The organism is Archangium primigenium, from assembly GCF_016904885.1.
GTDB classification, from domain to species: Bacteria; Myxococcota; Myxococcia; order Myxococcales; family Myxococcaceae; genus Cystobacter; species Cystobacter primigenius.
In genome coordinates this window covers 4,628,018-4,640,612 of record NZ_JADWYI010000001.1, presented here as the reverse complement: position 1 = coordinate 4,640,612, position 12,595 = coordinate 4,628,018, and the positions used below count along the sequence as shown (strand labels likewise).

Here is a 12,595-nt window from a genome sequence, read left to right as displayed (position 1 = left end):
ACCGGCCTACCGGCGACGCTGTGGGTCCAACCAGAAGCGGATGTGTTTCACGGCATGGTTCACCAAGTGGGAACCGCTCCCAGGTATAGATACGGATCGGGTCTTCCCAACCTGGAGCGCGCGAACCAGCCGTTCCAAGGACGACGCCGTGGCCCGCCCCCGTCGGGAGCCAGACGTCTCGAGCAGCCGCAAATCCACGGGGGCGTCCGACACGATGACCACCAGGGTCTCGGGTCGCGCGCCAGAAGACGGCACCTCGACGGGCCACTCCAGCTCGAGCCCCACGAACGCGCCGTCCGCGCGGACTCCCAGGGCCTCCACACACTCGGGCCCGATGGACAGACCCGAGGGTTGCGAGGTGTTCAACAAGGTAATGGAGCCGCCAACTCCAACGTCGAAGATCGAGACATAGATGCGGGAGCGGCCCGTGTTCCGAAAGCGGACGTAGAGACGTTCTCCCGCGTGGAGACCCGCCCCGACCGTTGGAAGCCGGCTCGCATGTCCGGCGACCACCCGCCCCCACTCGATATGGAGACACGCCGCGAGCCAGTCCGAATCCGCGGCACTCTCGAGCTCACGCAGCGCCTGCGCTCGCGCCAGGACTTCCAGGGCACGTATCACCTCCGAGACGCTGGAGGGCGTGAGTGGCAGGGGGTGAACGAGGTTGTCCTCCCCGTTCTCATCGATCACTTCGATCGTGTGTCCTGTGGGCTTGAGGCGGGCGAGCACGGGCTCGTGCTCATCGCCGGGGGACTGTCGTAGGAAGGGCGAGGACTCCAGCCCTTCGCGCAGCTGCATGTGGAAGGGGGTCTCCTCCCAGCGCCCCTCCAGCAGCACGGCGCGCCGGGGTTGGCCGGACCGAAGCAGATAGGAGGGGACCCCTGTTGGAATGACGGAGCGGACACTCATGCCCAACTCCACCTGACTGGAGCCACCCAGGACATCGACAACCCGAGCCAGCGCGAGCGCCCGCTCCCGATCCGGACCCTCCGCGCCCAAGGGCATGATCGCGTACTCATCCCCCAGGTGAACGCCATGGAGGCGGCCTCCGCGCAGCCAGTGACGATTGTGCTCCGGGTAATACGGCAGGGAGAAGTCCCACTCGAGTTCATCGAGTTGGAACAACAGCCGCCTCCCGGGGCCCTCGAGCTCGGGCCGCTGCACGGGACACCGCGCCAACACCCGTTCACGGATACGCCGTCCAAGCTGACCCCAGGTGACACGCAGTCCGCGTGCCTCCTCGAGCACCTCGAGCAGTGTATCGGTGAGCAGCCCCGTCCTCACACCTCGCGCATTGGTGTACTCGTAGGCCGCTCCATCGAGCGCCGAGGCGACCAGTCGGATCGCATCCGGGTTGCCCTCGACGTGTAGCCCTCGGGGGACGAGACCCTGGGTCTGGAGCCGCAGCAGGTGCGCGCGCACGATTGACGGCGACACTTCCGGAAGAGACCTCGGCACCAGCTCCAGTCCGCGAAACATGCGCGCGGCGAAACAGCAGTCGAGCACGACCGTCACGTTCCGCGTCTTCGCTGTGAGCTCCGCCAGCAGCCCCGACAGCTCCAGGGAGGTGATGCCACGGAAGTCCTCTTCCGTGGAATGCGCGAAGTCCACTGGCACGATGAACTGGACCCCTCCCTGCGAGTCCAACGCGCTCGCGCCGTGGCCCGCGTAATAGATGAAGGCCGCCTCGTCTGGCGCACAGGCCTCGATGAGTCGGCGGTAACCCTGGAGCAGGCTCTCGCGTGTCGCCTCCCCACCCGCGCACACGCTCACGTTGAAGCCGAGCCCCCTCAGTGCATCCGCCATCCGCGCCGCATCTCCCAGCACGCCCATCAGCCCGTACGTCTGGCTTCCAAGAATGAGTGCATGTCCGCGCATTGTCCTCCAACCCGAGCAAGGGCCATGCCCAAGGCCCATCGGACCTCCACGGACGTCTCCGGCCAGAGGATGGATCGGGCACACGCATCGGCGCGCGCCCGGTGGTCGCTTTCGTCCACTGGGTGGACACATGCGTCCGCGGTCCCCCGCGCCCAGGGCCTCCGCCCATCCGCAGGAGACGGCACGGCAGTTGCTCAGACACCTCGGCACGATGCCTGGAGCATCGTGCCGGTCCCCCACTCGCTTCGAGGACGCCACCGATGAACCCCCATCCATCCGCTGCCCACGCGCACCGCCACGCGGACGCCGTCACGCCGTCCAACGCGATGTTCAGGGATGTCTACCTCCAGCTCCTGCGCCCGGACTGCAATGGACTGGAGCGCTTGCACACGCTGCGAGACGCCATCCGCGCCCCGTATGTCCCTGGCGGAACCAGCGCGCTGGAGCGGTTCCTCACCACCCTTCTCGCGCGACCGGTGCGGCTGAGCGACGCCCAGCGCCACGCCTTCGAGTGTCTGGCCGAGTCGTCCACCCTCGCCACGCTCTCTCCTTGGAGCGGCGGGCCTCGGTACGAGGAGGTCGAGGAGATGGTCTCGGCCTCGGACCTTCACACGCTCTACCTGGCGCTCCTCAAGCCCGATGGTGGCCTCACCCGGCGATTCAAGGCGCTCCAGGCCGCCACCGCCCTGTACGAGCCCGGAACGCCTGGCAGCCGGGAGGCCCTGGACCAGGAGATCTCCCGGCTCGCTGGCCGATCGGTGCGGCTGAGTGAGCCGCAGTTGCGCTGCCTCAAGGAACTGCTCGTCGACGAGCCGGCCTTCGCCCACATCGCGCCTTGGGAAGACCTCACCGCGAGCTGGTGAGGCCGAACGACCATGCGCACCACGATCGACTTCACCTACCAGTCGGTGATCGCCCGGCTTCCGCCTGACCTGCACGCACCCGCACGGGGCTTGCTGTTCGAGCTGGGCCTCGCGCGCACTCCAGACGCGGGCTGGGCGGACGTCTTCCAACTGCAGCCCAGCAGCGAACTTCCGCTCTTCGCCCTGTCCACCGGCGACCTGGAAGACGAGGACACCCTCGCGTCCTTCCGGAGGGCCCATCACGCCGCGTGCTTCTACAACGTGTTGGTCGACCGCATGGCCGATCATCAGGCCCCCGCGACCCCCGAGAGGCAACGCCTGGCAAGGCACTTCCTGGAGTACTGGCGGCTCAGCCTTGCGCGTGCCCAGGGGAAGGAGCGCCATGCGGCGAGGGTGATCGAACGTGCCATCCGGGCGTGGCGCCGCGGCATCGGTCTCGAGCGGATGGCGCTGGCACGAGGCTCGCTGGACGGCGAGCACTATGGCCGCATCATCCTCCTCAAGCTTGGCTGGGCGGGCCTCGCGAGCGAGTGCCTGCTCCGCCAGCGGGTGGAACCACCCAGGCACCCGCTCTTCCGGTCCGCCTTCTTCCTGCTCGCCTCCGGCATGCAGTGCGTGGACGACGCGGCGGACGCCCTTGAGGACAAAGCCCTCCACGGGTCCGGTATCCCCCAGGCCCTGGGCTTTCCACCCAACGCCCTCTTCACCGCCGGAGCGCTCCTGACGAGAGCCGCCGCATCCACCGCGGCGCGGGGCCGATTCGATCGCTTCGCGCAATGGCTCTCCCACCGTGCGAGTGAATTAGAGCGGATCCGCGAACGGCGTGTCCGACCCGTGGACAACCTTGCCGGAATGGTCATCGCATCTTCCTTGGAGGCTGTATGTCTCGCCGTGTCCAGGTCTACCCACAACAGCACCGGGGGTATCACCTCTTGCGTCAGCTCGATGTAACCCTCTCGGCCGAGGATCTGCCCTATCTGGGTTTCTCGATCGTCTCGCCCCTTCCCGGAGCGGATGGCCGTCCGCTGCCCGTCCCCATGAGCTGGGTTGCCTTCCCCTCGATTGGCGAGGACCGCCTGTATGTTTCGCCGTCAATCGATGAAGGGGCACTGCCCACCCACTTCATCCAGCCCCTGGTGTGTCGCAGGCGAGGCCATGCCGCACGGGGTGTGGGTTACATCGGCGTGGACAGCCAGGTCTGCACGAGCGAGCGCTTCGTTCCCCAAGCCGCGCCACACGAGCCTCCACCGCCCTCCTTCACGGATCAGCCCGAGATTGGGCTGCCGCGCCCTCGCCTCTCCCTCCCTACCTTGCTGGGCGCCATTGGCCTTTCCTCCCCCCCCGCCCCCGCCGTGCGCTGGGACGGACATCCCTCCACGCCCGTCCGGGTGGCCGTCATCGACACGGACTGCGGCGGTTGGGGGGTCCTCCGAGGCGTGGATGAAAGCACCCTCCGGCCGCCGCCCCCGGAGCGGGGGTTGCGGTTTCCTCGCGGCCAGCAGGCACCGGAGCCCTCGCGGACCGCCGCGGGACATGGCGTGGTGATGGCCGCCGCGGTCGAGGCGGTGGCGGTGAACATCCGGCTGGGGCTGTTCGAGGTTCCCTGGGCCCATGCCTCCCACGTGCATGCCACGGACCTGGCGGCGGCGCTCGCCCAGGCCGTGGGGGAGTGGGGCGCGGAGGTCGTCCTGATCGCCATGACCCACGCCGGGTGGGGGGTTCCCGCCCATTTGAGGACCATCCTTCGAGGCTGCGCCCGGAGGGGTCGCGCAGGCCGGGGGGCCATCATCGTGTGCTGTACGGGGCGCATCGATCAAAACCAGGATCTTCATGGAGACAGCACCGTCCTCGCGGCCGGTGACCTCAACGCCCAGCCATGGGTCATCCCCGTGGCGGCTTGTGGACTCAGGGGCGGTTGGTACCGGGTGCATCGCCATCCCCTCGGGCGGCTGGGACCTTCCGTCGAGTGCTGCGCACCGGGGGAGCTCGTCACGTTTCCGGGCATAGGCGCGGCGGACGATTCGAGCCTGGCCGCGGCGCTGGTTGCCGGTGCCGCGGCCCGGATGATCGCGATCCACCCGGAGTTGAGCCTCGCCGAGGTCCGCCAACTTCTACGGGCCACGGCCCTGAAGCTGCCCTCCGAGTCGGAGCCCGCCGTACCGGGCCTGGAGGCCCATCATTTCAATGAGTGGGATGGCGCCGGACACAACTTCAAGCTCGGCCATGGGCGGCTCGACGCGCAAGGGGCGTGTCTGGCAGCGGCCGACCCCATTTGTTACGCCTTGCTCGCCACACGCCGCTCGCTCTCCGACCAGCCCTCCGCTCCCTTGACGGCTGGGGTGGAGTTGGAGGCCGCGCGAGGATGGGATGCCTTGGTGTGGAAACTGGCGCCTCGGAGCGACCTGGCCCAACGCTATCTGGCCCTGCGTGGGCCGCTGGTCTCGTTGGCGTTGCGCACGCCGGCCCTCCAGGAGGCCCTCTTCTGGCTCGCGCGCCACCTGCGCGCCCAGCGGCTCCACGGCCCCGCGGTGTGGCCCGAGGATGGAACGGACCATGGCGCGCTGGGTGATCGCTGCCTCCACCTGCTCGAGGTGCTGGGGGAGGTCCTGGAGCAGCACCCGGACCCGCCGGTGTCGAGATGGCTCCACGAACTGGTGCGGCTCCTCGAGGCCACTCCCTCCCAGACGATTGCCCGCTTCCTCGCCAGGGCGTGTGCCTTCCCCTCGGCCACGCTGGGCTAGACTCATCGTGCGCAGAAGCGGAACAGCAGAGGCATGACCATGGTCCCCGCAGCGAGTTCGCGAGTCCGCCCCCCGTGGGGACATCGCCTGTTCCTCCCCGTCCTCCTGGCCCTCGTGCTCACGGGTCTGGCCACGGTCAGCGCGTCCTCCACCCTGGGCAAGCCATTCCCATCACTCCTGCTGGATGCCTATCACTTCTACTCGCTCGTCGAGTTGCCGTCGTGGGAGGGCCCCCAGCCCCTCCCCCACGTCAGCCACCGTCTCGTGGCCGTGAATGGCCAAGCCCTGTCAGGGCGCGCTCCGCTTTCCTCGCCGCTGGCTCTTTATGCGCTCACGGCGGACACCGCCAGCGATTCGGTGGCCCGGCTCGAGTTCGTGGATCCACGAGGACAGACCTCGCCCCCCGTCCTCGCACGCGTCAGCCGCCTCGGTGCCAAGGAGTTCTTGTTCTTCTTCGTCACCTATGCGCTGGCGGCCTGGCTGGTGCTCTGGTTTGGAGGCATGGTCTTCACCCTGGGAGGCCTCCCCGCCGCGCGGCGGGCCTACGCCTTCTGGTCGGTGATGACCTTTCTCCTCCTGCTCTCCTTCTATGACTATCATACGAACGCGTGGCTCGCGCCATTCTTCTCGCTCGCGGCCGTGGGCATTCCCATCTCAGCCCTCTGGTTGGCTTATGCCTTTCCCAGACCCCTCGCCTGGAAGACGGTGGCCCTTCGTCGTGGGCTGCTCGCCCTGACGGGACTGGGGGCCGCGACGGCCCTCGGCCTCATCGTGGCCCGCTTCACCGGATGGAACATCCAGCCCATCCGCTCCGCCATCGATCAGTCGATGGCCCCCAGCTTCGTGATCCTCGCGGGAGCCATCCTCTTGCGCATGCGGCGCAGCACGGGACCGGCCCGCACCGAGCTGACCGCCGCGTCCTGGGGCCTGCTCACCACGCCCCTGCTGATCGGGCTCGTGCACGTGCTTTCCCTCGCCATTGGCCGGGACGTGAGACACCTGGTGCTGCCCCTGGCGGTCCTGCTTTTTCCGCTGTCCATCGGCTACGCCATGGTTCGCAACAACATCCTGGAATCCCAGGCGGTGCTCGCGCCCAGGATGTCGTGGGTGCCTTTCACCCTGGGCGCGCTTCTGCTGTCGGTCCTGGGGACCGCCCTCGCCTATCTTGCAACCCGGAACGTCCACACCGTGCCCACGCTGCTCGCCCTGCTGGGCCTGGCGCTCTTCCTCCTCTTCCTGGGACTTGCCCGGCACCTCCAGGCGCGGTGGTTCTTCCCCACCAGCCGGACCTTCCGCGGCACCATCGAGGACCTCCGTGACAGGCTGGCGGCCCTGCGTGACCTTCCCTCCATCCGGAGCGCCGTGGAGGACGTCGCGGTCAAGGCCCTCCCAACACTCCAGGCCCGGGTGGTCGAGCCCGGCGCCCTCGCCGGACTCTCCCATCTCCCGAGTGACGCCCAGGCTCGGCTGACGCAGGGGGAGAGCCTCTGGACGGCCCAGAATCCCCGCGAGCAGCACCTCCTGCTGCCCATGCGCTCGCTGGGCGAACTTCGAGCCGTGCTGCTCGTCGCGCCCAAGCGCGGGGCCGCCCTCTACACCCAGGAGGACATCCACCTGCTGGAGACACTCGCCACCCTGGGCGCCCTGGCCCTTCACAACGCCGAGGTCGTTCAGGAACTCGAGTCCATCAGACGCCTGGAGGTGGGCGCGGCGCATCGGGAGAAGCAGCTGACGCTCAGCGCGCTGAGCGAGGAGCTGTGCCACGAGATGGTCTATCCCCTGAACTTCCTCGAGGACCTGCTCCGAAGAAGCGCCAGCGGCCAGGCGCTCGACGAGGAGGACCTCTCCTTCGCGCGCGAGGAGGTCGACCGCATGAAACGGATGCTCGACTCCTTGCGTCGGCTCCAGCTTCCGACCCCACGGCTCGCGCCCCTGCCCCTGCTCGGGCACATCCAGCGCGCGCTCCTGCTCGTTCGCGAGCCCATTCACGAGAAGAAGCTGTCCGTCACGATCGACGTTCCCCCGGAGCTGACCGTGACCGCCGAGGGAGGATCCCTGGTCCAACTGCTCAGCAACCTCCTGCGCAACGCGGCCCAGGCATCCCCCGACACGGGCGCCATGGGCATCCGCCTCCACACGAGCGCCGCGGGCCAGCTGCTCCTCGACGTCTGGGACACGGGCCCAGGCGTCTCGGCGCAGGTGGCGAGCGTCCTCTTCACCAGCCGCCGCATCAGCACGAAACCCGAGGGGTATGGCATTGGACTGACCGTGGTCCAGCGCATCGCGTACACCTTCCGATGGGACATCTCCTTTCTGCGTGAAGCGGAGCGCACCGCGTTCCGCCTCACCCTTCCCCCCCCGCCATGATCCCAGACGATGCGAACGAACAACGGCTTCTCAAGGTCCTCCTGGTCGATGACGAAAGGATGGCGCTGAGGAGTCTGTCCAGCGTCCTGCAACCCCTCGGGCACATCGAGCTCTACCGCGCCAGCAGTCTGGCCGAGGCCCGGCAGATCCTCCAGGAGGCCGTGCTCGACGTCGCCTTCATCGACCTCCAGCTCTCCGCGGACATGCGCAACCGGGAGGGCTTCACGCTCATCCAGGAGATCCGCGGCCGCTACCAGACCGTGCCCATCGTGGTGAGCAGCCACAGCCAGCCCAGCGAGATCCGCGAGGCCATGAAGCTGGGGGCCGAGGACTACGTACTCAAGACGGAGCTCGAGCAGCGGGTCCCCCTCATCCTCAAGGAGCTGCGCCACAAGCTCGAGCTGAATCAGGAGCTGCTGGACCTGCGGGCCCGAGGCGCCCCCGACTCGAACCTGGGACTCATTGGCACCTCGGTGGCCATGCAGAACCTGCGCGCCCTGCTGCAGCGGATCGCCACGGCCGACATCCAGGAGCCCGTGCCCGTCCTCATACTGGGGCCGACAGGCTCCGGCAAGGAGCTGGTGGCCCAGGGCCTCCACAAACTCGGTCCCCACCCCTCCGAGCCCCTCTTCGACATCAACTGCGGCGCACTCGCCGAGACCCTGGTCGAGGATCAGCTCTTCGGTCACGTCCGGGGTGCTTTCACCGACGCGACGCGGGACCAGGATGGGTACTTCTCATTGGTCCGGCGCGGCACCCTCTTCCTGGATGAGGTCGCCGAGCTCACCCCCATCCTCCAGACCAAGCTGCTGCGCGTGTTGGAGACCCGGCGCTTCAGGCCCGTCGGGCCCACCGCCCGCGAGCAGGTCTTCCGAGGCCGCATCGTCGCCGCCACCCACGTGGACCTCCAGGAGCGCGTCCGGCAGGGGTTGTTCCGCGAGGATCTCTTCCACCGGCTCAACGTGCTGATCGTCCGCGTTCCGTCCCTCTCGGAGCACCGGGAGGACATCCCGGCGCTCGTCCAACATTTCGCCGCCAGTCACCGCAAGCCACTGCATTTCACGCAGCAGGCCATCGAGCAACTCTGTCAGCGTCCCTGGCCAGGCAATATCCGCGAGCTGCGCAATGCCATCTACCGGCTGGCCATCCTCGCCGACTCCGAGCGCATCGACGCCGAGACGCTGGCGCGTTGTGTTCCCTCCGAGACCCGGGGGGATGCGTTGGAGGACGTGCTGGGCCAGATGGCCCGGCAACTCCTCGCCCTTCCCCTGCCCGACCAGGACCGAAGCCATGTCCTCACCAGGGCCCTCGTGCTGGAGGCCATGAAGCAGGCGCGGGGCAACAAGACGGAGGCCGGCAAGAAACTGGGATGGAGCCGCAAGGCCGTCGAGCGCTTCCTGAAGAATCGCGTCAATGCCGACGTGGAGGAAGACGAGGACGGGGGCCCGGCGGAGGCCTGACCCGCTGCCCGTGGACGGATCAGACCGTTCACCTCGCAGCCGCTGGTCGAATCCGACCAGGCCACAGGAGGCAGCAGGGCATTCTTCCCTCTAGAGAAACCCGTCCAAGGCGCTGGCTCGATGTTTGCTGGTCATCACCGTGGCTGAGTTCACCCAGCCCTGCGACAGGGGGGGGAGCGGGGGGGCAACTCCCCTCTTGTCGTGGTGAACAGACATCCTGGTACGGAGTTTTCAACGACAATGATTGCCTATTCACGCATCCGATGGGCCGCGGGCGTTCTCGCGGTCTGGCTGCTTTCTGGCTGTGCCCAGGAAGAGCGCGCACCTTCCTCGCCCAACGAAGCCCCCGCGGACTCCGGGCAGCAGAAGGCCCCTTTCGACGTACAGAAGGTCATGGATCAAGTGCACTTCGCCTTCCGGCCAGAAGGCTCGGCCTGGGAGGGCGGGCACAGCACCTATGCCGTGCGAGTGGAGGCCAACGGCTTCAGCGTCACCCCCTACCACTACCCACGGAGCACGTCCGAGCGGTCCGAGGCTACACGGCTTGCTCGGGACGAATCGCGGGCTCGGGAGCCGGAAGCCCCCCTCCATGAGGCGCATCTGGAGGGAGAGCCCGTCCGCTTCGGTACCGCCCAGGTGAACCGGGGAGGCACGCCGCTGTCGAGCCACGAAGCGACGGGTCAGGTGCAGGAGCTTGGGAGCTTGCTCCTCGCCCGGAGCGCGGTGGCGGAACACTTCCGCAACGGCAAGGACGGAGTGGAGCAGAGCTGGAGCTTCGAGCAGAAGCCCCTGGGAGCAGGGGACCTCGAGGTTCAGGTGCCAGTGAAGCACGGGCGTTTCCTCGGAGAGACAGCCCAGGGGTTGCACTTCGCCAGTGGGAGTACCGGCCTGGGCGTGCGCTACGGCCATGGCACCTGGGTGGACGCCGCGGGACAACGTACCGCCGTGCCCGCCCGTTTCGAGGTCGACCGCATCGTGTTGAGCGTGTCGGCGAGCGTGGTGGAGGGGTCAAGCTACCCCGCCGTGCTTGATCCCATCGTCTCACCCGAGATTGGCATGGACGACCCGGTGTATGGTCCCGCGGACAATAGCCAGAGTTCGCCTGCGATTGCCCACAATGGGAAAAATTTCCTGGTTGTCTGGCACGACTACCGCAGCAACAACTATGACATCTATGGCGCTCGGGTGAGCAATAGCGGAGTCGTGCTCGATGCCACAGGCATTCGCGTCTCCAACGCCCTCAATGAGCAGTCCTTTCCCGTCGTGACCCACGATGGAACGAACTTCCTGGTCGTCTGGCAGGACTACCGCAACGGCGGCTATGACATCTACGGAGCCCGGGTGAGTAACGCGGGTATCGTACTCGATACCAACGGAATCCCCATCTCCAGCGCCACCAATAGCCAGACGGAACCCGCCGTAACCCACGATGGAACGAACTTCCTGGTCGTCTGGCAGGACTATCGCAACGGCGGCCACGACATCTACGCAGCCCGGGTGAGTAACGCGGGCATCGTGCTCGACTCCAGTGGAATTCCCATTTCCACCTACGTCAATCACCAGACGAAACCCGCTGTGGCCAGCAATGGGACAAACTCCTTGGTGGTCTGGCAAGACACTCGCAGCGGTGGAACCGAGGACATCTATGGGGCTCGCGTCAGCAACACCGGCTCCGTGCTGAATCCTAACGGCATCCTGATCTCCACTGCCGTCAACCGTCAGGAGTCCCCTGCGGTGGCCTACAGTGGGACGGAATTCCTTGTGGTGTGGCAGGACTATCGCAGCGGTACGAACTACGACATCTACGGCGCTCGGGTGAGCAGTACGGGAGTGGTGCGCAACCCCAGCGGAATTCCTATTTCCACTGCAACCAATCACCAGATGGCTCCCGCACTGGCGAAGGAGGGGACAAACTTCCTGGTGGTCTGGCAAGACACCCGCAGCTACGACATCTACGGCGCTCGCGTGAATAGTGTCGGGGCAGTGCTTGACACCAATGGCATCCTCGTCTCCACGGCTTCAAGCAGTGCGCACGAACCTGCCCTTGCCAGCGACGGGACGAGTTCTCTGGTTGTCTGGCATGATTATAGCTATATCAACGGTCCAAACATCTATGGGGCGCGAGTGAGCAGCGCTGGCACGGTGCTCGACACCAGTGATATTTCCATTTCGAAATCCGGGAACGGCCAATATACCCCGACCGTCGCCAGCGATGGAACGAACTATCTGGTCGTCTGGCACGACACACGCCACGGCAATTCCGCGCTTTATGGCGCACGGGTCAACGAAATGGGTACGGTGCTCGACACCAGCGGCATCCCCCTGGCAACCAGCGGTTACTCCAGGTTCAATCCCAAGGTTGCTTATGGCGGGACAAGCTATCTGATCGTGTGGTGCGAGTACCGCAGCAACACGAGTTACGACATCTACGGCGCACGGGTGAGCAGCGACGGCATGGTGCTCGACACCACGGGTATTCCCATCTCCTCTGATGCGACCTCGCAATACGATCCCACCGTCGCATACGATGGGGCGAACTTCCTGGTTGTGTGGAGGGAGTATAACAGCAACACGAATAATGACATCCGCGGTGCGCGGGTGAGCAGTAACGGCGCCGTACTCGACACCAACAGCATCTCCATTTCCACCGCCTCCAATGATCAGCACAATCCCGTGGTGGCCTTCAACGGGACGAACTTCCTGGTTGCATGGCTTGACTACCGCATTGGCAGCGGCGCCATCTACGGTGCGCGGGTGAGCAGTAGCGGCACGGTGCTCGATGCCAACGGCATTCCCATTGCCACGACCACCAGTGGCAAGGGCTATCCCTCAATCACGCACAACGGCTTGTATTTCCTGGTAGCCTGGGAGGAAGCTCGTAGCAGCACGGGTTCCGACATCTACGGTGCGCGGGTGAGCAGCGGCGGCACGGTGCTCGACGCCAGTGGCATCTCCATCTCCGCTGCCATCAGCACACAGAGCGCTCCCGTCGTCGCTTATGATGGTGCGAACTTCCTGGTGGTATGGCAGGACTACCGCGGGGGTACCGGGTTCTCCGACATCTATGGCGCGCGGGTCAACGAGCTGGGCAAGGTGGTCGATACCAACGGCTTCCCCATCGCCACCGCGCCGGAGAATGAACGAGAGCCCGTGGTGACCTCCATGGGGGGAGAAACCTCGCTCGTCGTCTACCGCCGCTCCAATCCCTCCCCGAGTACCAACAGCGAACGTGTGATGGCGCGCCTGGTCGAGGCCGCTGAAGTTCTGGCGCCGTAGGATTGAGGGT

General features: G+C 66.5%; 7 protein-coding genes. 6 read left to right on the top strand and 1 reads right to left on the bottom strand.

Going from position 1 to position 12,595, the window contains the following annotated elements; genetic code table 11:
* Positions 1-6: 6 nt before the first annotated feature.
* Positions 7-1,878 carry a caspase family protein gene (locus I3V78_RS19285; RefSeq protein WP_275583605.1) on the bottom strand — a complete coding sequence of 624 codons (1,872 nt, stop codon included), beginning with the start codon at positions 1,876-1,878 and terminating at the stop codon, positions 7-9.
* A gap of 260 nt (positions 1,879-2,138) precedes the next feature.
* On the opposite strand from I3V78_RS19285, the gene I3V78_RS19280 reads away from it, so the two are divergent.
* The 6 genes from I3V78_RS19280 to I3V78_RS19255 all read left to right on the top strand — a co-directional run bounded on the left by I3V78_RS19280 (position 2,139) and on the right by I3V78_RS19255 (position 12,585).
* On the top strand, positions 2,139-2,741 hold the full coding sequence (locus I3V78_RS19280) for a hypothetical protein (protein WP_204489932.1): 603 nt from the start codon (positions 2,139-2,141) through the stop codon (positions 2,739-2,741).
* Positions 2,742-2,753: 12 nt separating this feature from the next.
* Entirely contained in the window at positions 2,754-3,692 is a 939-nt protein-coding gene (locus I3V78_RS19275; protein ID WP_204489931.1) for a hypothetical protein, read from the top strand.
* 527 nt (positions 3,693-4,219) lie between these two features.
* Positions 4,220-5,482 (top strand): S8 family serine peptidase, encoded by a 1,263-nt coding sequence (locus I3V78_RS19270; RefSeq protein WP_204489930.1) that lies wholly within the window; start codon positions 4,220-4,222, stop codon positions 5,480-5,482.
* A 39-nt stretch (positions 5,483-5,521) separates the two neighbouring features.
* Positions 5,522-7,849 carry a sensor histidine kinase gene (locus I3V78_RS39930; protein WP_204489929.1) on the top strand — a complete coding sequence of 776 codons (2,328 nt, stop codon included), beginning with the start codon at positions 5,522-5,524 and terminating at the stop codon, positions 7,847-7,849.
* Positions 7,846-9,309, top strand: a complete 1,464-nt coding sequence (locus I3V78_RS19260) for a sigma-54-dependent transcriptional regulator (RefSeq protein WP_275583493.1) — start codon at positions 7,846-7,848, stop codon at positions 9,307-9,309. Before I3V78_RS39930 ends, I3V78_RS19260 begins: the two co-directional genes overlap by 4 nt.
* Before the next feature lie 240 nt (positions 9,310-9,549).
* Complete coding sequence (locus I3V78_RS19255; protein ID WP_204489927.1) at positions 9,550-12,585, top strand: TolB family protein; 3,036 nt, start codon at positions 9,550-9,552, stop codon at positions 12,583-12,585.
* Positions 12,586-12,595: the final 10 nt, after the last annotated feature.

What these genes read in the sequence shown, in the direction of transcription:
- I3V78_RS19285 (WP_275583605.1), bottom strand. Translation starts at nt 1,878, where the DNA reads ATGCGCGGACATGCACTCATTCTTGGAAGCCAGACGTACGGGCTGATG.
- I3V78_RS19280 (WP_204489932.1), top strand. Translation starts at nt 2,139, where the DNA reads ATGAACCCCCATCCATCCGCTGCCCACGCGCACCGCCACGCGGACGCC.
- I3V78_RS19275 (WP_204489931.1), top strand. Translation starts at nt 2,754, where the DNA reads ATGCGCACCACGATCGACTTCACCTACCAGTCGGTGATCGCCCGGCTT.
- I3V78_RS39930 (WP_204489929.1), top strand. Translation starts at nt 5,522, where the DNA reads ATGGTCCCCGCAGCGAGTTCGCGAGTCCGCCCCCCGTGGGGACATCGC.
- I3V78_RS19260 (WP_275583493.1), top strand. Translation starts at nt 7,846, where the DNA reads ATGATCCCAGACGATGCGAACGAACAACGGCTTCTCAAGGTCCTCCTG.
- I3V78_RS19255 (WP_204489927.1), top strand. Translation starts at nt 9,550, where the DNA reads ATGATTGCCTATTCACGCATCCGATGGGCCGCGGGCGTTCTCGCGGTC.